Annotated in this window: 21 protein-coding genes; all 21 read left to right on the top strand. The window is 59.7% G+C overall.

What is annotated here, in order from left to right; translation table 11 throughout:
• Nucleotides 1–15 precede the first annotated feature (15 nt).
• The 21 genes from fabG to BVK86_RS16275 all read left to right on the top strand — a co-directional run bounded on the left by fabG (nt 16) and on the right by BVK86_RS16275 (nt 19,190).
• Nucleotides 16–759, top strand: coding sequence for a 3-oxoacyl-ACP reductase FabG (gene fabG / locus BVK86_RS16375; RefSeq protein WP_007942004.1), 744 nt, complete (start codon nt 16–18; stop codon nt 757–759).
• 191 nt (nt 760–950) lie between these two features.
• Nucleotides 951–1,187 carry an acyl carrier protein gene (acpP, locus tag BVK86_RS16370; protein WP_003175607.1) on the top strand — a complete coding sequence of 79 codons (237 nt, stop codon included), beginning with the start codon at nt 951–953 and terminating at the stop codon, nt 1,185–1,187.
• Between the two features lie 108 nt (nt 1,188–1,295).
• The gene (fabF, locus tag BVK86_RS16365; RefSeq protein ID WP_075947411.1) at nt 1,296–2,540 is read left to right on the top strand and encodes a beta-ketoacyl-ACP synthase II; all 1,245 of its coding nucleotides are present in this window, start codon (nt 1,296–1,298) and stop codon (nt 2,538–2,540) included.
• On the top strand, nt 2,540–3,355 hold the full coding sequence (gene pabC, locus BVK86_RS16360) for an aminodeoxychorismate lyase (protein WP_075947410.1): 816 nt from the start codon (nt 2,540–2,542) through the stop codon (nt 3,353–3,355). The genes fabF and pabC overlap by 1 nt, the downstream gene beginning before the upstream one ends.
• Nucleotides 3,356–3,358: 3 nt before the next feature.
• Nucleotides 3,359–4,573: an endolytic transglycosylase MltG gene (mltG, locus tag BVK86_RS16355; RefSeq protein ID WP_075947409.1), complete on the top strand. Its 1,215-nt coding sequence runs from the start codon at nt 3,359–3,361 to the stop codon at nt 4,571–4,573.
• A gap of 19 nt (nt 4,574–4,592) precedes the next feature.
• A complete protein-coding gene (tmk, locus tag BVK86_RS16350) occupies nt 4,593–5,225 on the top strand; it encodes a dTMP kinase (RefSeq protein ID WP_075947408.1) in 633 nt (210 codons plus the stop codon).
• Nucleotides 5,218–6,204: a DNA polymerase III subunit delta' gene (locus BVK86_RS16345; RefSeq protein ID WP_075947407.1), complete on the top strand. Its 987-nt coding sequence runs from the start codon at nt 5,218–5,220 to the stop codon at nt 6,202–6,204. The genes tmk and BVK86_RS16345 overlap by 8 nt, the downstream gene beginning before the upstream one ends.
• A gap of 42 nt (nt 6,205–6,246) precedes the next feature.
• Entirely contained in the window at nt 6,247–6,603 is a 357-nt protein-coding gene (locus BVK86_RS16340; RefSeq protein WP_075947406.1) for a PilZ domain-containing protein, read from the top strand.
• A 15-nt stretch (nt 6,604–6,618) separates the two neighbouring features.
• Nucleotides 6,619–7,410 carry a TatD family hydrolase gene (locus tag BVK86_RS16335; protein ID WP_075947405.1) on the top strand — a complete coding sequence of 264 codons (792 nt, stop codon included), beginning with the start codon at nt 6,619–6,621 and terminating at the stop codon, nt 7,408–7,410.
• A gap of 395 nt (nt 7,411–7,805) precedes the next feature.
• On the top strand, nt 7,806–8,444 hold the full coding sequence (locus tag BVK86_RS16330) for a TetR/AcrR family transcriptional regulator (protein WP_034149949.1): 639 nt from the start codon (nt 7,806–7,808) through the stop codon (nt 8,442–8,444).
• Between the two features lie 138 nt (nt 8,445–8,582).
• Entirely contained in the window at nt 8,583–9,551 is a 969-nt protein-coding gene (locus BVK86_RS16325) for a GTP 3',8-cyclase MoaA (RefSeq protein WP_075947404.1), read from the top strand.
• Between the two features lie 98 nt (nt 9,552–9,649).
• On the top strand, nt 9,650–10,258 hold the full coding sequence (locus BVK86_RS16320) for a DUF4823 domain-containing protein (RefSeq protein WP_075947403.1): 609 nt from the start codon (nt 9,650–9,652) through the stop codon (nt 10,256–10,258).
• 16 nt (nt 10,259–10,274) lie between these two features.
• A complete protein-coding gene (locus BVK86_RS16315) occupies nt 10,275–10,835 on the top strand; it encodes a DUF1285 domain-containing protein (protein WP_075947402.1) in 561 nt (186 codons plus the stop codon).
• Between the two features lie 139 nt (nt 10,836–10,974).
• Nucleotides 10,975–11,691 (top strand): FadR/GntR family transcriptional regulator, encoded by a 717-nt coding sequence (locus BVK86_RS16310; RefSeq protein WP_075947401.1) that lies wholly within the window; start codon nt 10,975–10,977, stop codon nt 11,689–11,691.
• 63 nt (nt 11,692–11,754) lie between these two features.
• Nucleotides 11,755–12,630, top strand: a complete 876-nt coding sequence (locus BVK86_RS16305; protein ID WP_075947400.1) for an SMP-30/gluconolactonase/LRE family protein — start codon at nt 11,755–11,757, stop codon at nt 12,628–12,630.
• 125 nt (nt 12,631–12,755) lie between these two features.
• Nucleotides 12,756–13,574, top strand: coding sequence for an SDR family oxidoreductase (locus BVK86_RS16300; protein WP_075947557.1), 819 nt, complete (start codon nt 12,756–12,758; stop codon nt 13,572–13,574).
• 129 nt (nt 13,575–13,703) lie between these two features.
• Nucleotides 13,704–14,708 carry a substrate-binding domain-containing protein gene (locus BVK86_RS16295; RefSeq protein ID WP_075947399.1) on the top strand — a complete coding sequence of 335 codons (1,005 nt, stop codon included), beginning with the start codon at nt 13,704–13,706 and terminating at the stop codon, nt 14,706–14,708.
• Between the two features lie 65 nt (nt 14,709–14,773).
• The gene (gene araG, locus BVK86_RS16290) at nt 14,774–16,315 is read left to right on the top strand and encodes an L-arabinose ABC transporter ATP-binding protein AraG (RefSeq protein ID WP_075947398.1); all 1,542 of its coding nucleotides are present in this window, start codon (nt 14,774–14,776) and stop codon (nt 16,313–16,315) included.
• A 12-nt stretch (nt 16,316–16,327) separates the two neighbouring features.
• Nucleotides 16,328–17,296 carry an L-arabinose ABC transporter permease AraH gene (gene araH, locus BVK86_RS16285; protein ID WP_075947556.1) on the top strand — a complete coding sequence of 323 codons (969 nt, stop codon included), beginning with the start codon at nt 16,328–16,330 and terminating at the stop codon, nt 17,294–17,296.
• 185 nt (nt 17,297–17,481) lie between these two features.
• On the top strand, nt 17,482–18,195 hold the full coding sequence (locus tag BVK86_RS16280; RefSeq protein ID WP_075947397.1) for a GntR family transcriptional regulator: 714 nt from the start codon (nt 17,482–17,484) through the stop codon (nt 18,193–18,195).
• Nucleotides 18,192–19,190 carry an ADP-ribosylglycohydrolase family protein gene (locus BVK86_RS16275; RefSeq protein ID WP_075947396.1) on the top strand — a complete coding sequence of 333 codons (999 nt, stop codon included), beginning with the start codon at nt 18,192–18,194 and terminating at the stop codon, nt 19,188–19,190. The genes BVK86_RS16280 and BVK86_RS16275 overlap by 4 nt, the downstream gene beginning before the upstream one ends.
• Nucleotides 19,191–19,305: the final 115 nt, after the last annotated feature.

The following is a 19,305-nucleotide window of genomic DNA, read 5'->3' as shown; positions in this document are numbered from 1 at the left end:
TCAGGAGAAACTTGCATGAGTCTGCAAGGTAAAGTTGCACTGGTCACCGGTGCAAGCCGTGGCATCGGCCAGGCGATCGCCCTGGAACTGGGTCGTCAGGGCGCCATCGTTGTTGGCACCGCGACCTCCGCTTCGGGTGCCGAGCGTATTGCCGCCACCCTGAAAGAAAACGGCATCCAGGGCACCGGCCTTGAGCTCAATGTGACCAGCGACGAGTCCGTGGCGGCTGTCCTGGCGAGCATTCAGGAGCAATTCGGTGCGCCGGCGATCCTGGTCAACAATGCCGGTATCACCCGCGATAACCTGATGATGCGCATGAAAGACGACGAGTGGCATGACGTCGTCGATACCAACCTGAACAGTCTGTTCCGCCTGTCCAAGGGTGTTCTGCGCGGTATGACCAAAGCCCGTTGGGGACGAATTATCAGTATTGGCTCGGTTGTGGGTGCCATGGGCAACGCAGGCCAAGTAAACTACGCTGCCGCCAAGGCCGGTCTGGAAGGTTTCAGCCGCGCACTGGCGCGTGAAGTCGGTTCGCGTTCGATTACGGTAAACTCGGTGGCCCCAGGGTTCATCGATACCGATATGACCCGCGAACTGCCCGAGGCACAGCGTGAAGCCTTGCAGACGCAGATTCCGCTGGGTCGTCTGGGACAAGCTCAAGAGATCGCGTCTGTGGTCGCTTTTCTTGCCTCCGACGGTGCGGCTTACGTTACTGGGGCTACAATCCCGGTGAACGGCGGGATGTACATGAGTTAAATGTGACGGATTGCTTCAAAAAAATGTCATACGAGCTGTCTAAAATCCGTTATAAAGCTGCAATCTATTTATAGGCAGAGGGTCACCGGGTTTGAGGAGTGAAGCTTTCAGTTGAAAAGCTGAAAAGTCTTTCTATACACTTACCCACTGGCCAGCTGCCTGAATTTGTCCATTAGGAGTGAAAACAAGGTATGAGCACCATCGAAGAGCGCGTCAAGAAAATCGTTGCCGAGCAACTGGGCGTTAAAGAAGAAGAAGTGGTCAACACTGCTTCCTTCGTTGAAGACCTGGGTGCTGACTCCCTTGACACCGTTGAGCTGGTGATGGCTCTGGAAGAGGAATTCGAGACCGAAATCCCTGACGAAGAAGCTGAGAAGATCACTACTGTACAAGCTGCAATCGACTACGTTACTAGCCACCAGGCGTAATAGTTTGTAATCGTTGCTTGCTGTCATGGAAAAACCGCACTGCCATCATGGCGTGCGGTTTTTTCTTTAGGCCTGATGCAAAGTCGTCATTTGAAAAAGGAGAGTGCTGTGTCGCGTAGACGCGTCGTAGTCACCGGTATGGGTATGTTGTCGCCACTGGGCACGGATGTGCCAAGCAGCTGGCAGGGCATTCTGGCTGGCCGCAGTGGCATTGGTCTGATCGAACACACCGACCTTTCTGCCTATTCCACCCGTTTTGGCGGCTCGGTAAAGGGCTTCAATGTCGAGGAATACCTGTCACTCAAGGAAGCACGCAAGCTCGACCTGTTCATTCAGTACGGTCTGGCCGCGGGTTTTCAGGCAGTGCGCAATGCCGGTCTGGAAGTCACCGACGCCAACCGTGAGCGCATAGGCGTAGCGATGGGTTCGGGCATTGGCGGACTGACCAATATCGAAGAAACCAGCCGCACGCTGCACGAGACCGGTCCACGACGGATTTCTCCGTTTTTCGTACCTGGCTCGATCATCAATATGATTTCCGGTTTCCTGTCCATCCACCTGGGTGCACAGGGGCCTAACTATGCCATCGCCACGGCGTGTACCACCGGTACGCACTGCATCGGCATGGCCGCCCGCAACATCATGTACGACGAAGCTGACGTAATGATTGCCGGCGGCGCCGAAATGGCTGCTTGTGGCCTCGGCATGGGTGGCTTCGGTGCCTCCCGCGCACTGTCGACCCGCAACGACGAGCCGACCCGCGCCAGCCGTCCATGGGACAAGGGGCGCGATGGCTTCGTTTTGTCCAACGGTGCCGGTGCGCTGGTTCTGGAGGAGCTGGAGCATGCCAAGGCACGTGGCGCGACCATCTATGCCGAGCTGATTGGTTTCGGTACCAGCGGTGACGCTTTCCATATGACCTCGCCACCCGCCGATGGCGCCGGTGCGGCGCGCTGCATCACCAACGCGCTGCGCGATGCCAAGATCAATGGCGATCAAGTGCAGTACATCAATGCCCACGGTACGTCGACGCCTGCCGGCGACCTCGCGGAAGTCAACGCGATCAAGTCGGTGTTTGGCGAGCACGCTTATAACGTGGCTGTCAGCTCGACCAAGTCGATGACCGGTCACCTGCTCGGCGCAGCCGGTGCGGTTGAGGCGATCTTCAGCGTGCTGGCGATCAACAGCCAGGTGGCGCCACCGACCATCAACCTGGATGAGCCGGACGATGGCTGCGATCTCGATTTCGTACCGCACACCGCACGCAACATGGAAATTGATGTGGTCCTGTCCAACTCCTTCGGTTTTGGCGGCACCAACGGCTCGCTGGTGTTCCGCCGGTTCGCTGGCTGATGGACACCTGGGTCGACGGTCAACCGGCTGACGCGCTGTCGCTGAAAGATCGCGGCCTGGCGTACGGCGACGGTCTTTTCGAGACCATCGCCGTACGTAACGGCTCTCCGGTACTGCTGGATCGTCATCTGGAGCGTCTGGCCAGGGGCTGCCAGCGGTTGGCGATCAACCTCGATCATGAGGCGGTGGTCAGGGAGCTGGTGACCTGCGCCGGGGATTTGCAGGAAGGTGTGCTCAAACTGATCGTGACCCGTGGCGACAGCCTGCGCGGTTACGCATTTGATCCCTCGGTCCAGGCCCGTCGCATTTTGTCGGGTAACCCCCCGGCGACTTACCCGAACACCCATAGAGAACAAGGCGTTCGCCTGTTCCCTTGCGCCACACGACTTTCCATTCAGCCTCTGCTCGCCGGTCTCAAACACTTGAACCGTCTCGAACAGGTTCTGGCCCGCGCCGAATGGCAGGACGGCGAACATGCCGAAGGTTTGATGCTCGATCAGGAGGGGCGAGTGATTGAGGGGGTGTTCAGCAATCTGTTCCTGGTGCGCGACGGGGTGTTGATCACCGCCGATCTCAAACGCTGCGGCGTGGAAGGCGTGATGCGTGCCGAATTATTGTTTCAAGCCGAGTCACTGGGCATCCCCACAGACATCACCGATATCACGCTGGAGCAGTTGCAGCAGGCCGATGAAGTGTTTGTCTGCAACAGTGTCTATGGCGTATGGCCGGTGCATGCCTATGCCGCACTGAGCTGGCCGGTTGGGCCGCTCACCCGTAAACTCCAAACCATTGCCTGCGCGCTACTGGATGCTTGATACGTGAGACGTAAACTCTTGCTGCTGCTGGAAACCGGATTGGTTCTGGCGGGGCTGATATTGGGCGCTTCTGCCTGGAAAATTCATTCGGCGCTGGTTCAGCCGCTGAACATTACTCAGGAAGAACTGTTGGAGGTGCCCAAAGGCACCACGCCGAACCGCACCTTCTTGCGAATGGAAGCCGACGGCGTCATCAAGGACGCGTTCTGGCTACGCGTTTACTGGCGCTTCAACCTGCCCAAGCAACCGTTGCACAGCGGCGAATACCGCATGACGCCCGGCATGACTGTCGAGGGTCTCATCGACCTGTGGAAGCGCGGGGAAATGGTGCAATACAGCCTGACGCTGGTCGAGGGCTGGAATTTTCATCAAGTCCGTGCGGCGCTGGCCAAAGAGGAAAAAATCGAGCAAACCCTTAACGGCCTGAGCGACAGCCAGGTCATGGACAAGCTCGGCCATGCCGGAATTTTCCCGGAAGGGCGGTTCTTCCCCGACACCTACCGTTTTGTGCGCGGCATGACCGATGTCGAACTGCTGAAGACCGCCTATGACCGTCTCGACGAAGTCCTGGCCAAGGAATGGAATCAGCGCGCGACCGATTTGCCCTACAGCGGCCCGTATCAGGCCCTGATCATGGCCTCGTTGGTGGAGAAGGAAACCGGCGTGCCGCAGGAACGCGGGCAGATTGCCGGCGTGTTCGTGCGGCGCATGGCCATCGGCATGATGCTGCAAACCGATCCGACCGTGATCTATGGCCTGGGCGAGCGTTACAGCGGCAAGCTCACTCGCGCCCATCTCAAGGAAGCGACGCCTTACAACACCTACATGATTTCCGGCCTGCCGCCGACCCCGATTGCCATGGTCGGCCGCGAAGCGATCCACGCGGCGTTGAATCCGGTGGATGGCAGCAGTCTCTACTTCGTCGCTCGCGGTGATGGCAGCCATGTGTTTTCCGATGACCTGGATGCCCATAACAACGCCGTGCGGGAGTATCAACTCAAGCGTCGCGCCGATTACCGCTCCAGCCCGGCACCCGTGACCGCGCCCGAATCGCCGGAGGTTCCGGCTGAAGAACCTCAGGCAGAACCTGAACACGTGCCGATCCCGGCTGCATCACCTGACACCGTTCCCGAGACTTTGCCGCCAGTGTCGCCGAAAGAACCTGCGCCTGAACCTGCGCCCGCGCCGGATGCAGCCGCGCCGCAAAACTCGCAATGACTCTGACTAAGGACTGCCTGTGACTGGCTTGTTTATTACGCTGGAAGGCCCGGAAGGCGCCGGCAAGAGCACCAATCGTGAATACCTGGCCGAGCGCCTGCGCGCCGCCGGTATCGAGGTCGTGCTGACCCGCGAGCCGGGCGGTACTCCATTGGCCGAGCGCATCCGTGAAGTGCTGCTGGCCCCGGTTGATGAAGTGATGAACCCGGACACGGAATTGCTGTTGGTGTTTGCGGCACGTGCCCAGCATCTGGCCGAGGTGATTCGCCCGGCGCTGGCCCGTGGTGCAGTAGTCTTGTGTGATCGGTTCACGGACTCGACTTACGCCTATCAAGGTGGTGGCCGTGGCCTGTCGCTGGAGCGGATCGCGGCGCTGGAAACCTTCGTCCAAGGTGATCTGCGCCCCGACCTGACGCTGATCTTCGATCTGCCGGTGGAAGTCGGCCTGGCCCGCGCCAGCGCACGCGGACGACTGGATCGTTTCGAGCTTGAGGGCCGGACGTTTTTCGATGCCGTGCGTAATGCCTTCCTCACGCGCGCAGCGGCGGAGCCGGCGCGTTATGTGCTGGTCGATGCCGCGCAACCGCTGGCGCAGGTTCAGCAGGCGCTGGATGCCTTGCTGCCACGTCTGCTGGAGCTGACCCGTGGCTGAAGCCTATCCGTGGCAGGACAGCCTTTGGCAGCAACTGGCCGGTCGCACTCAGCACGCTCATGCCTATTTGCTGCACGGCCCGGCCGGGATCGGCAAGCGGGCGCTGGCCGAACGCTTGATGGCCAGCCTGCTGTGCCAGCGTCCGACCGCGCAGGATGCCTGCGGCGAATGCAAATCCTGCCTGTTGCTCAAGGCTGGCAGCCACCCCGATAACTACATCCTGGAACCGGAAGAGGCGGACAAGGCGATCAAGGTCGATCAGGTGCGCGATCTGGTCAGTTTCGTGGTGCAGACTGCCCAGTTGGGCGGACGCAAAGTGGTGCTGATCGAGCCGGTCGAGTCGATGAACATCAACGCGGCCAACGCCTTGCTCAAAAGCCTCGAAGAGCCATCCGGCGACACCGTGTTGCTGTTGGTCAGCCACCAGCCCAGCCGTCTGCTGCCGACGATCAAGAGCCGCTGCGTGCAGCAGGCCTGTCCGCTGCCAAGTGCGGCCATGAGCCAGGCCTGGCTGGCCAGGGCCTTGCCCGATTGTTCGGAAGAAGAGCGGGTCGAATTGCTGACATTGGCTGCCGGTTCGCCCCTGGCCGCCGTCAACCTGCAAGCCCAGGGTGTTCGCGAACAGCGCGCGCAAGTGGTCGAAGGCGTGAAGAAGTTACTCAAGCAGCAGCAATCGCCGACACAACTGGCCGAGGGCTGGAATGCGATCCCGCTCTTGTTGCTGTTCGACTGGTTCTGTGACTGGTCGAGCCTGATCCTGCGCTATCAGTTGACCCAGGATGAGGACGGCCTGGGCCTGATGGACATGCGCAAGGTGATTCAGTATCTCGCGCAAAAAACCGGTCAGGACAAAGTCCTGAATATCCAGGACTGGATCCTCGCCCAGCGCCAGAAAGTATTGAGCAAGGCCAACCTCAATCGGGTATTGCTGCTGGAGGCCCTGCTGGTGCAATGGGCATCCTTGCCTACCCAGAGGTGACCGTCTGCGCCTAGACTCTGTGCATCAGCAGTGGAGGTCAGCATGAATGAACCCGCAAGCCCTGGACCGCGCAACGGCATTTTGTCCCTCGCCATCAAGGACAAGTCGGTGCTGTACGCCGCCTACATGCCGTTCATCAAGAACGGCGGCCTGTTTATCCCGACCAACAAAAGCTACAAGTTGGGCGATGAGGTGTTCATGCTGCTGCACCTGATGGATGAGCCGGAAAAAATCCCGGTGGCCGGCAAGGTCACCTGGGTCACCCCCAAGGGCGCGCAGGGTAACCGGGCCGCCGGGGTCGGCGTACAGTTCAACGACGGTGACGACACCGCGCGCAGTCGAATCGAAACCCATCTGGCCGGAGCACTGAAGTCCGACCGTCCCACTCATACGATGTAAGTTGCAGTCATTTTTATGCTCGTAGATTCCCATTGCCACCTCGATCGCCTTGACCTTGCTGCCCACGACGGCTCCCTCGATGCCGCCCTTGATGCGGCTCGCCAGCGTGGGGTAGGGCACTTCCTGTGTATTGGTGTCAGCGTCGACAACGCCGCCGACGTCAAAACCCTGGCCGAAAAGTATGACGACGTAGATTGCTCGGTCGGCGTGCATCCGCTGGACGTGCAGCCCGGCGCCGCTCCCGCGCTGGACTGGTTACTGCAGGAACTCAATCACCCGCGCGTCGTGGCGATCGGTGAAACCGGTCTGGATTATCACTACGAACCCGAGGCGGCCGAGTTGCAGCAGCAGTCGTTCAGGCTGCACCTGCAAGCCGCGCAGCAGACCGGTAAGCCTGTGATCATTCATACCCGAGGCGCGCGCGCCGATACCCTGGATCTTTTGCGGGAAGCGGCGTTGCCCCAGGCAGGCGTGCTGCATTGCTTTACCGAGGACTGGGACATGGCGAAAGCCGCGCTGGACATGGGTTATTACATTTCTCTGTCCGGGATTGTCACGTTCCGCAATGCGGACGCGTTGCGCGATGTGGCAAGCAAGGTGCCGGCCGATCGCCTGTTGGTGGAAACCGATTCGCCGTACCTGGCGCCGATCCCGCATCGCGGCAAGCCGAACCTGCCACAGTACGTGCGTGAAGTTGCGGAATTTCTGGCAATGTTGCGCGGTGAGCCCTACGAGCGATTTGCCGAGCAGACCACCGAGAACTTCAAGCGATTGTTTCCCCTGGCACATGTCCGGACATCGGCGTAACGCCATAGGAAAATCGCAGCCTGAACCCGCTCATGCGGGGCTTTGACCACCAAATCGCAGGCAAAAAAAACCCGGGTTCTGGGGGGTGAATCCGGGTTAAGACCATTAGGAGTAAAACAATGGTACGCGGTCCGTTGGTACCAATATCGGCGTGACACTTGGGGGAGATGCCCCGCCGACAGTTCAAGTATTGATCAGTATTTCGCACAGTCCAGTTTGATAACCGCGGTTTTTAAACAAATTTGGAATACGGGCGCTTCGGAAGTGTTCTCATCAACCTCAAGGCGTACGCGAAATGACCAGAAAACACAGATATGGTCGGATGATCCGTGCATTTTGGCGCAATTTAGGCATAATACGCGGCTTCGAATTTTGACCCCTACAGACCTTTTCTTATGCATAAAGAACCTCGTAAGGTCCGTGAGTTTCGTCGCCGCGAGCAAGAAATTCTCGATACCGCGCTAAAGCTGTTCCTCGAACAAGGTGAAGACAGTGTCACCGTCGAGATGATTGCTGATGCCGTCGGTATCGGCAAAGGCACGATCTATAAACACTTCAAATCCAAGGCCGAGATCTATCTGCGCCTGATGCTCGATTACGAGCGCGATTTGAACGAGCTGTTGCACTCCGCCGACGTCGACAAGGACAAGGAAGCCCTGTCGCGCGCCTATTTCGAATTCCGCATGCGCGATCCGCAACGCTATCGTTTGTTCGATCGCCTGGAAGAAAAGGTGGTCAAGGGCAACCAGGTACCGGAGATGATCGAGGAGCTGCACAAGATCCGCGCCTCGAACTTCGAACGCCTGACCTTGCTGATCAAGGGCCGGATCAGCGAAGGCAAGCTTGAAGACGTGCCGCCGTATTTCCACTACTGCGCGTCCTGGGCGCTGGTGCACGGTGCGGTTGCGCTGTATCACTCGCCGTTCTGGAGCAATGTGCTGGAAGATCAGGAAGGTTTCTTCCAGTTCCTGATGGACATCGGCGTGCGCATGGGCAACAAGCGCAAGCGCGACACCGACACCCCGAGCAGCTGAATCATTCAGCCGCCTTATTGCCCCATGATTTCGCTACATGGGGCAGTACCGCAGGAATATACTCAGGCATGGGACTTGCTAAAACTTGATTTGTGAGTCAAGTTTTAGCAACCCGAATATCCTTTCGCCGGAGTGGCCATGATCGTTGACCGTCAAGGCAGGCGTTTTCGCAATTTGCGAGTCAGCCTGACCTCAGCCTGCAATTACGCCTGTACCTACTGCGTGCCCAACGGCAAGCGGCTGGTGGCTGCGCAGGATGAACTGTCGGCCGAGGCCATGGCGCGCGGTGTGGCCTATCTGATCGAAGCGGCCGGCATCGAGCGTTTGCGCATCACCGGTGGCGAACCGCTGGTGAGTCCCAAGCTCGAAACCTTCATGACGGCGGTCGGGCAGATGGGTCTGCAAGACATCAGCCTGACCACCAACGGTCAATTGCTGGCGAAGAAACTGCCGCTGCTGGTGGACGCCGGCATACGGCGCATCAACGTTTCCCTCGATACTCTCGACGCCAGCGCATTCCGTAGCATTGCCCGTGGCGGCGACCTGGCGACCGTGCTCGACGGCATGGACCAGGCACGCGCGGCCGGCATGAAGATCAAGGTCAACATGGTGCCCTTGCGCGGCCAGAACCTCGATCAGGTGATGCCGTTGCTCGATTATTGCCTGGAGCGCGGTTACGAACTGCGCTTCATCGAGTTGATGCGCATGGGCCACTTGGCCAGCGACTCCAATGCCTTTCTGCAACAGTTCGTCAGTCTCCAGCAATTGCTGACGCTGATCGGTGAGCGTTATGAGTATTTGCAGGCCAACGCGCCGGTTGATGCGACGGCGGTGCGCTATGAGATTCCAGGTGTTGGCCATTTCGGCGTAATCGCCAATGAAAGCGTTCCGTTCTGCCGGACCTGTTCGCGTTTACGTCTCTCGTCCACGGGATGGCTGCATGGTTGCCTGTCATCGAGCAATCGCCACTATGTCGGCGATCTGCTGGACAAGCCGCGCCACCAGGCGCTGCCGGCGTTGCAGCGTCTGCTGGTCAAGGCGTTGGGCGACAAGCAGGAAGTGGCGTTCTCTGGTGGCGCAACCGTCATGAAAATCATCGGCGGCTGATTAATCCCATTCGCGGGCAACGAAGATATTGAGCTGGCTTAAAAGCTGCATCCCACGGCCATTCGCCGGTTTTCCGTCACCGGCCTCTGGAGGATAGGATGCGTAGCCTGGTTTTGCTGCTGGCCGTTTTGGCGCTCGGTGGCTGCATGAACGTCAGCGATATGGCCGAAGGGACTCGCTACCATATGAGCGATGCGGGCCTGCTGGATCACAGCGACAGCCGCCGCGTGAATAACCTGCGCATTCAGCCGGACTCGTTCGTCTACATCGCTCAAGGCGCGTTCATGCCGCCAGGCAGTGCCGTTTACCCGCGACCAAACGTGATTGCCGAAGTCGCGTTTGACGGTTTTATCGAATACTTCCCCATGGTCCGCCGCGCGCGCGTGCCCGAAGGCCTCGATCAGGCCATGGGCGAAGCCCGCGCCGTTGGCGCTCATTACCTGCTGTATACCCGCTTCGCCAAATCCGATGACCGCATCGGCAACTCGGATGAATGGCTGGATCAGGAAGCCCTGGATCGCCTGGGTGTCGACACCGGGGTGATTCAAATCATGTTGATTGAGACCAGCACCCAGTATTTGATTGATACTGCACGCATCAAGAGTCGTGGCGGTTTACTGACGTTCCACGATGAAAAACCCGAAGACCTGATGGGCCCGCCGCTGGAGCAATACGCTCGTAGTCTGTTGGGTCTCAGCGACCAGTAATTTCAAGGAGTACGCCATGAGTGGCCCGCAAAAAGCCAACGACCTGTTGGGGCAAATCCCCAAGACCAAGGGCTTGCCGCCGGTCCACTTGTGGAACCCCGACTTCTGCGGCGACATCGACATGCGCATCGCCCGCGACGGCACCTGGTATTACCTGGGCACGCCGATCGGGCGCAAACCGATGGTCAAGCTGTTCTCCACGATCATTCGCCGCGACGGCGATGATTATTTCCTGATCACCCCGGTTGAAAAAGTCGGCATCAAAGTCGATGACGCGCCGTTTGTGGCCATTACGGTGGATGTGGAGGGCGAGGGGGAGGCTCAGGTCTTGCGCTTTACCACCAACGTCGACGAAACCACCGAAGCCGGGGCCGAGCACCCGATTCGCGTGGTGATCGATCCGGACACCCAGGAACCGGCGCCTTATGTGCATGTGCGGACCAATCTCGAAGCGTTGATCCATCGCAATGTGTTCTACCAACTGGTGGAGCTGGCGGTGAGCCGCGAGATTGATGGGCAGCGTTGGTTGGGCGTGTGGAGTGGTGGTGAGTTTTTTCGTATCGGGCTTGAGCCCTAAATAGATCGCAGCCTTCGGCAGCACCTACAGGAGCGCACATTTCCCGTAGAAGCCGCCGAAGGCTGCGATCTTTTTTATTTGACAGTCAATCATATGATGATTAGCGTGGGCACCCATCGCGAACGGCTTTGAGGTGTCCATGTCCAGCAGCTTTCATGCGTCAACAGTCGACTGGCTGGGTTGCTGGATCGCTACCGGGCAGATCAAGCCCGGTGAAACCCTCAAGGTCGAAGCCGATCTTGGCGAGCAACTCGGTGTCAGCCGCACGGTCATCCGCGAAGCCATCAAGACCCTGGTCGCCAAGGGCATGCTCGAAGTCGGGCCGAAAGTCGGCACCCGGGTGTTGCCGGTGCGGCGCTGGAATCTCTTCGACCCGCAAGTCGTGGGCTGGCTGTCACGCAGCGGCTTGCCGGAAAATTTCGTCGATGACTTGCTCGACCTGCGCCGCACCATCGAACCCATGGCCGTGCGCTGGGCCTGCGAACGGGCGAATGCCGAGCAGGTGCAAGCCGTGCTGTTGGCCTACAACGCGCTGGAGCGAGCGGTGGAAAGCGGAGTCGATTACAACCGCGCGGACCAGATTTTCCACGAGTGCATTCTCGCCGCCAGCCACAACCAATTTATCGAACAAATGATCCCGGCCCTCGGTGCGCTGTTGGCGGTGTGTTTCGAAGTGTCCGCTGCCGACCCCGACGAACTGCGCCGCACCTTGCCGATTCACAAAGACATGGCCGACGCCATCGCCGCCCGGGATTCCGCGCGGGGCGTCTGGGCCTGCATGACCCTGATCGATAACGCCGACCTGGCGATCAAGCGCTATTACCCGCAAGTCATGGCGGACAAAAAGGCCAGCTGAAAAACGAAGAACCTGTGTAGGAGCCGGCTCCTACCTGAAAACAATAAGAAAGCAGGAGGTTTCATGACGTTGAACGCGGTTACCGAGCACCGGGCCCAACTCGGTGAAGGTCCATTCTGGGATGCACCGACCCAGGCGCTGTACTGGGTGGACATCGCCGGCAAGCAAGCGCTGCGGCTGATCGGCGCCAACGTGCAGATCTGGCAGATGCCGGAACACGTTTCTGCGTTTATCCCCTGTGAAAGCGGTGATGCACTGGTGACGTTGAGCAGTGGTGTGTATCGCCTTGATCTGGACTCCCCGGGGCTGGACCCACGGCTGACACTGCTGTGCGTTGCGGATCCGCAACCGGGCAACCGCGCCAACGAAGCCCGTTGCGATGCCCAGGGCCGGCTCTGGCTCGGTACCATGCAAAACAACATCGGCGAACAGGGCGAAGACTTGCCCATCGTGCACCGCTCGGGCGGCTTGTTCCGTATCGATCGCGATGCGCGGGTGACGCCACTGCTGCGCGGGCTGGGCATTCCCAACACGCTGCTGTGGAGCGATGACGGCACCACCGTGTATTTCGGCGACAGTCTCGATGCCACGCTGTATCAACATTTCATTCGTACCGACGGCAACCTTGAGCCAGCCCAAACGTGGTTTGGACCTCATGGTCGCGGTGGTCCGGATGGCTCCGCGATGGACGTCGAGGGTTTCGTCTGGAACGCCCGTTGGGATGGCAGTTGCCTGCTCAGGCTGAGCCCGGATGGCAAAGTCGACCGGGTGATCGAACTGCCAGTGAGCCGCCCGACCAGTTGTGTGTTTGGCGATGCTGACTTGAAAACCTTGTACATCACCAGCGCTGCCAGCCCGCTTGGGCATCCACTGGATGGGGCGGTGCTGGCGATTCGGGTCGACGTGCCAGGAAAGCTTTGTACACGGTTTTCTGGGTAGATCCCTAAATGTGGGATGTAAATATATATATTGAGATTTTCTGCGGGCCGGGTTTATAGTCGGCTCATCCAGTTACACGCACTCACACTTAAAAAAACAAAACAGGTGAAGTGATGCAGCGATCCATGGCTGAACCCCTTTCGATGCCAGAGGCGCCCAAACCGCCCAAGGGTGAACGCCTGAAAAACAAAATCGTATTGCTGACCGGTGCCGCCCAAGGCATCGGTGAGGCGATTGTTGCGTCCTTTGCATCGCAGCAGGCCAGGTTGATCATCAGTGATATCCAGGCTGAGAAAGTCGAAGCCGTTGCTGCGTACTGGCGAGACCAGGGTGCCGATGTGCAGGCGATCAAGGCCGACGTTTCGCAGCAGCAGGACTTGCATGCCATGGCCAGGCTGGCGGTCGAACGTCACGGGCGGATCGACGTGCTGGTCAACTGCGCCGGGGTCAACGTGTTCCGTGACCCGCTGGAAATGACCGAGGAAGACTGGCGCCGCTGCTTCGCCATCGACCTTGATGGCGCCTGGTACGGTTGCAAGGCTGTGTTGCCGCAGATGATCGAGCAGGGCGTCGGCAGCATCATCAACATCGCGTCCACTCATTCCTCTCACATCATCCCGGGCTGCTTTCCCTATCCGGTGGCCAAACATGGCTTGCTCGGCCTGACCCGCGCCCTGGGAATCGAATACGCGCCCAAAGGCATCCGCGTCAACGCCATCGCCCCGGGTTACATCGAAACTCAACTGAATCTCGACTATTGGAACGGTTTTGCCGATCCACACGCCGAGCGTCAGCGCGCCTTGGACCTGCATCCGCCAAAGCGCATCGGCCAGCCGATTGAAGTGGCCATGACTGCCGTGTTCCTGGCCAGTGATGAAGCACCGTTCATCAACGCTTCCTGCATCACCATCGATGGTGGTCGCTCGGTGATGTACCACGACTGAGAGACCGGGATTTCAGGCGCATTACTACGACTAAAATCCAATCATCATACGATATGACTATTGGCAGTATGGTTACACCGCTTTTTGCTTTTCAAAGAACGCTCAAGAAAAATAACAAGGAGTCAGCTTATGAATCGTCGTCACGCCATCCGAACCCTGTGCTGTGCCGCCCTGGCGGTTTCAGCGGTCAGCCTGAGCAGCACGCTGCTGGCGGCTGAAGAGGTGAAAATCGGATTTCTGGTCAAACAAGCGGAAGAGCCCTGGTTCCAGACGGAATGGGCCTTCGCCGAAAAGGCCGGCAAGGATAAGGGTTTTACCCTGATCAAGATTGCCGTGCCGGACGGTGAGAAAACCCTGTCGGCCATCGACAGTCTGGCGGCCAACGGCGCCAAGGGCTTCGTGATTTGCCCGCCGGACGTGTCGCTCGGCCCGGCAATCATGGCCAAGGCCAAGCTCAACGGTCTGAAAGTGATTGCTGTGGATGACCGCTTTGTCGATGCCAGCGGCAAGTTCATGGAAGACGTGCCGTACCTCGGCATGGCCGCCTTTGAAGTCGGCCAGAAGCAGGGCGCCGCCATGGCCACGGAAGCGAAAAAACGCGGCTGGGAGTGGAAAGACACTTACGCGGTGATCAATACCTACAACGAACTCGACACCGGCAAGAAGCGCACGGACGGTTCGGTCAAAGCGCTGGAAGACGCCGGCATGCCGAAGGACCACATCCTGTTCTCGGCCCTCAAGACGCTTGATGTGCCAGGCAGCATGGACGCGACCAACTCGGCCTTGGTGAAACTGCCGGGCGCGGCGAAAAACCTGATCATCGGCGGCATGAACGACAACACCGTGCTCGGCGGCGTGCGTGCCACGGAAGCCGCCGGTTTTACCGCGGCGAACGTGATCGGCATCGGCATCAATGGCACCGACGCCATCGGCGAGTTGAAAAAGCCTAACAGCGGCTTCTTCGGTTCGATGCTGCCAAGCCCGCACATCGAGGGCTACAACACCGCCAGCATGATGTACGAGTGGGTCACCACCGGCAAAGAGCCGCCGAAGTACACCGCCATGGACGACGTGACGCTGATCACCCGCGAAAACTTCAAGCAGGAACTGGAAAAAATCGGCCTGTGGAACTGAAGGCCGGTTGATTTCAACGGTGGCCCCGGCAACGGGGCCACCCGTTCTGTGTGAAGAGGTAGGCTATGCACGCGCAAACACAAGTACAACACAATGCAGGCGGCAGCTTGCGCTTCAACGGGATCGGCAAGACCTTTCCTGGAGTGAAGGCGCTGGACAACATCAATTTCGTTGCTCATCCGGGGCAGGTTCACGCCTTGATGGGCGAGAACGGTGCCGGCAAGTCGACGCTGCTTAAAATCCTCGGCGGCGCTTACGTGCCGAGCAGCGGCGACCTGCAGATCGGTGAGCGGACGATGGCGTTCAAGTCCACCGCCGACAGCATCGGCAGTGGCGTCGCGGTGATCCACCAGGAGCTGCACCTGGTGCCGGAAATGACCGTGGCGGAAAACCTGTTTCTCGGCCATCTGCCGGCCAGTTTCGGCCTGATCAATCGCGGCACCCTGCGCCAGCAAGCGTTGGCCTGCCTCAAGGGCCTGGCCGATGAAATCGATCCGCAGGAGAAGGTCGGGCGTCTGTCACTTGGCCAACGGCAACTGGTGGAAATTGCCAAGGCGTTGTCCCGTGGCGCCCATGTGATTGCTTTCGACGAGCCTACCAGCAGCCTGTCGGCGCGGGAGATCGATCGTTTGATGACGATCATCGGTCGCCTGCGCGACGAAGGCAAAGTGGTGCTCTACGTTTCCCATCGCATGGAAGAAGTGTTCCGCATCTGCAACGCGGTGACGGTGTTCAAGGACGGCCGTTATGTGCGTACTTTCGAGGACATGAGTGAGCTGACCCACGATCAACTGGTCACGTGCATGGTCGGCCGCGACATCCAGGACATCTACGATTATCGCTCGCGGCCTCGTGGGGCGGTGGCGTTGAAGGTCGATCGCCTGCTCGGGCCAGGCCTGCGCGAACCGGTGAGCTTCGAGGCGCACAAAGGCGAGATCCTTGGCCTGTTCGGCCTGGTTGGAGCAGGGCGCACGGAATTGTTCCGCATGCTCAGCGGCCTGGAGCGCAACACGGCCGGACGCCTGGAACTGCGCGGCCATGAGTTGAAGTTACGCTCACCTCGCGATGCGATTTCGGCGGGGATTCTGCTTTGCCCCGAAGACCGCAAGAAGGAGGGCATCATGCCGCTCTCCAGCGTCGCCGAGAACATCAACATCAGCGCCCGCGGCGCTCATTCCACCTTCGGTTGCCTGTTGCGCGGCCTGTGGGAAAAGGGCAACGCCGACAAGCAGATCAAGGCGCTGAAAGTGAAGACGCCGAGCGCGGCGCAGAAAATCATGTACCTGTCCGGCGGCAATCAACAGAAGGCCATTCTCGGTCGCTGGCTGTCGATGCCGATGAAAGTCCTGCTCCTCGATGAGCCCACCCGTGGCATCGACATCGGCGCCAAGGCCGAGATCTATCAGATCATCCACAACCTGGCGGCGGATGGCATCGCCGTGATCGTGGTGTCCAGTGACCTGATGGAAGTGATGGGCATTTCCGACCGTATCCTGGTGCTGTGCGAAGGCGCGATGCGTGGCGAGCTGAGCCGCGAACAGGCCAATGAATCCAACCTGCTGCAACTGGCTTTGCCGCGCCAACGCGCTGACGGCGTGGCGAACTGAGAGGTGACTATGATGACAACCCAAAACGAAACCCTGCCGACCGCGCGCAAACCACTGGACCTGCGGCGCTTCCTCGATGACTGGGTGATGCTGCTGGCGGCTGTCGGCATCTTTGTCGCCTGCACTTTGCTGATCGACAACTTCCTGTCACCCCTGAACATGCGTGGGTTGGGGCTGGCGATTTCAACCACCGGGATCGCGGCGTGCACCATGTTGTACTGCCTGGCGTCCGGGCATTTCGATTTGTCAGTGGGCTCGGTGATTGCCTGCGCCGGGGTCGTCGCGGCGGTGGTGATGCGCGACACCGACAGCGTGTTTCTCGGTGTCGGCGCGGCGTTGGTGATGGGCCTGATCGTCGGCCTGATCAACGGCATCGTGATCGCCAAGCTGCGGGTCAATGCGTTGATTACCACGCTGGCGACCATGCAGATCGTGCGCGGCCTGGCTTACATCTTCGCCAACGGCAAAGCGGTCGGCGTGTCCCAGGAATCGTTCTTCGTCTTCGGCAACGGCCAGTTGTTCGGCGTGCCGGTGCCGATCCTGATCACCATCGTCTGCTTCCTGTTCTTCGGCTGGTTGCTCAACTACACCACCTACGGGCGCAACACCATGGCCATCGGCGGCAATCAGGAAGCGGCGTTGCTGGCCGGGGTCAACGTTGACCGGACCAAAATCATCATCTTCGCCGTGCATGGCCTGATCGGTGCGTTGGCCGGGGTGATCCTCGCCTCGCGCATGACCTCCGGCCAGCCCATGATCGGCCAGGGTTTCGAGCTGACGGTGATTTCGGCCTGCGTACTGGGCGGGGTTTCGTTGAGCGGCGGGATCGGCATGATCCGACATGTGATTGCCGGGGTGCTGATTCTGGCGATCATCGAGAACGCGATGAACCTGAAGAACATCGACACGTTTTACCAGTACGTGATCCGGGGTTCGATCTTGCTGCTGGCGGTGGTCATCGACCGACTGAAACAGCGCTGACACCCCATTACGTGTGGGAGCGAGCCTGCTCGCGAAGGCATTGGCACATTCAGCATCAATGTGTCAGCAACACCGCTTTCGCGAGCAGGCTCGCTCCCACAAGGTGATTTTCAATCCCGCTCCTTCCGTCTGAACCCATAAATTTTCCTTGCCCCCCCGAACCTGTTTCGGTTATCACGTTGTACATGATTAGACAGGTTCGATTTGACAAGAAACAACGGGTGGTCGACGAACTCATCCGGCGCATCGAAAGCGGCCTCATGGAGGACGGCTTTCAGTTGCCGGGCGAGCATCAGTTGGCTCAAGAATTCAAAGTCAGCCGAGGCACGTTGCGTGAAGCCCTGGCCGAATTGAAACGGCGCAATTACATCGCGACGCAAAGCGGGGTGGGTTCCATCGTCACATTCGACGGTGTGGTGCTCGACCAGCGCAGCGGCTGGGCCCAGGCCCTCGCCGACAGCGGGGCGCTGGTCAATACCGAAGTGCTGCGGCTGGAGGCGGTGACCCGTCCCGACTTGTTGTCGCGGTTCGGCACCGAGCAGTTCATCACCCTCGACCGTCGCCGCCGTTCCAACGACGGTACGCTGGTTTCTCTCGAACGCTCACTGATGCCCGCCACCGGAGGCCTGGAAAGTCTGCCGCGCGTGGGACTGATTGACGACTCCCTGACCATCACCCTGGCCGCCTACGGCTACATCGGCGAGCGTGGCGATCAATGGATCGGCGCCGAACCGTTGAATGAACAGGACGCCGAGCTGTTGGGACGTCCGGTCGGCACGGTCTTCCTCAAGGCCTTGCGTACCACCTACGACCGGCAAAACCGCTTCATGGAGCAGGTGGAAAGCTTGCTCGACCCCGTACACTTCCGTTTGCACCTGCAATTTGGAACGTCAAAATGACCGCGCTCAATCGTGCCCTGGGCGCGTTCTATGGCCTGGCCTTGGGCGATGCCCTGGGCATGCCGACCCAATCTTTAAGCCGCGCTCAGATCCAGGCGCGCTTTGGCGAAATCACTAACCTCGAAGATGCCGGCCCCGATCAACCGATCGCCGCCAACATGCCCAAAGGCTCGATCACCGACGACACCGAACAGGCCATCCTGGTCGGGCAGTTGTTGATTGATGGCGAAGGCACGATCGAGCCGTCAGTGCTTGCCCAGCGTTTGATCGAATGGGAAGCCGTGATGCAGGCCAAGGGCTCGCAGGATCTGCTCGGCCCTTCGACCAAACGCGCCATCGAGATGATCCTCGCCGGCCATTCACCGCAAGAGGCGGGGCGCTACGGCACCACCAACGGTGCGGCGATGCGCATCACGCCGGTGGGGATCGCAGCGAATGTCGCCGATCCGCAGCGTTTCATTGCAGCGGTGGTGCAGGCCTGCCAGGTCACCCACAACACCACGCTGGGGATCTCCAGTGCGGCGGCGGTGGCGGCGGTGGTGTCCGCCGGGATCAACGGCATGGACCTGGGCGAAGCGTTGAACCTCGGTCAGCAAATCGCCCAGCAAGCCGAAACCCATGGCCACTGGGTAGCCGGTGGACGCATTGCGTCGCGCATCAGTTGGGCGCGGACTATCAGCGTCGACAGCGACAAAGCATTACTGGCCGACCTGATGTACGACGTGATCGGCACGTCGGTGGCTTCGCAGGAATCGGTGGTGGTGTCGTTCGCCCTGGCCCAGCAAGTGGCCATCGGTGAAATGAATGCCTTCGAAGCGCTGTGTATGGCGGCGAGCCTGGGTGGCGATACTGACACTATCGCGGCGATTCTCGGCGCGATGCTCGGGGCCTGCCTGGGGCTTGAGAGCTGGCCGGTCGGGATGATCGACACTGTCAAGGCGGTGAACGATCTTGAACTGGAGCCCTTGGTACAGCAGCTGCTGACGCTGCGCTGATTTTCGGGTCGATCCGATTTCCCGTGGCGAGGGAGCTTGCTCCCGCTCGGCTGCGCAGCAGTCGTAAACGCTGACGACTCGGTGTGCCTGCCTCACTACTGTCGCAGGTTTTGGG

The sequence above is a fragment of the Pseudomonas reinekei genome, from assembly GCF_001945365.1.
GTDB lineage: Bacteria > Pseudomonadota > Gammaproteobacteria > Pseudomonadales > Pseudomonadaceae > Aquipseudomonas > Aquipseudomonas reinekei.
Note: the sequence above shows the minus strand (reverse complement) of the source record. Positions and strands in the feature narration are given on the sequence as shown.

Bases quoted from the DNA above. Each gene is read 5' to 3' on its own strand.
- fabG (WP_007942004.1), top strand. From the start codon at position 16: ATGAGTCTGCAAGGTAAAGTTGCACTGGTCACCGGTGCAAGCCGTGGC.
- acpP (WP_003175607.1), top strand. From the start codon at position 951: ATGAGCACCATCGAAGAGCGCGTCAAGAAAATCGTTGCCGAGCAACTG.
- pabC (WP_075947410.1), top strand. From the start codon at position 2,540: ATGGACACCTGGGTCGACGGTCAACCGGCTGACGCGCTGTCGCTGAAA.
- BVK86_RS16340 (WP_075947406.1), top strand. From the start codon at position 6,247: ATGAATGAACCCGCAAGCCCTGGACCGCGCAACGGCATTTTGTCCCTC.
- BVK86_RS16335 (WP_075947405.1), top strand. From the start codon at position 6,619: ATGCTCGTAGATTCCCATTGCCACCTCGATCGCCTTGACCTTGCTGCC.
- BVK86_RS16330 (WP_034149949.1), top strand. From the start codon at position 7,806: ATGCATAAAGAACCTCGTAAGGTCCGTGAGTTTCGTCGCCGCGAGCAA.
- BVK86_RS16325 (WP_075947404.1), top strand. From the start codon at position 8,583: ATGATCGTTGACCGTCAAGGCAGGCGTTTTCGCAATTTGCGAGTCAGC.
- BVK86_RS16320 (WP_075947403.1), top strand. From the start codon at position 9,650: ATGCGTAGCCTGGTTTTGCTGCTGGCCGTTTTGGCGCTCGGTGGCTGC.
- BVK86_RS16315 (WP_075947402.1), top strand. From the start codon at position 10,275: ATGAGTGGCCCGCAAAAAGCCAACGACCTGTTGGGGCAAATCCCCAAG.
- BVK86_RS16310 (WP_075947401.1), top strand. From the start codon at position 10,975: ATGTCCAGCAGCTTTCATGCGTCAACAGTCGACTGGCTGGGTTGCTGG.
- BVK86_RS16305 (WP_075947400.1), top strand. From the start codon at position 11,755: ATGACGTTGAACGCGGTTACCGAGCACCGGGCCCAACTCGGTGAAGGT.
- BVK86_RS16300 (WP_075947557.1), top strand. From the start codon at position 12,756: ATGGCTGAACCCCTTTCGATGCCAGAGGCGCCCAAACCGCCCAAGGGT.
- BVK86_RS16295 (WP_075947399.1), top strand. From the start codon at position 13,704: ATGAATCGTCGTCACGCCATCCGAACCCTGTGCTGTGCCGCCCTGGCG.
- araG (WP_075947398.1), top strand. From the start codon at position 14,774: ATGCACGCGCAAACACAAGTACAACACAATGCAGGCGGCAGCTTGCGC.
- araH (WP_075947556.1), top strand. From the start codon at position 16,328: ATGACAACCCAAAACGAAACCCTGCCGACCGCGCGCAAACCACTGGAC.
- BVK86_RS16280 (WP_075947397.1), top strand. From the start codon at position 17,482: ATGATTAGACAGGTTCGATTTGACAAGAAACAACGGGTGGTCGACGAA.
- BVK86_RS16275 (WP_075947396.1), top strand. From the start codon at position 18,192: ATGACCGCGCTCAATCGTGCCCTGGGCGCGTTCTATGGCCTGGCCTTG.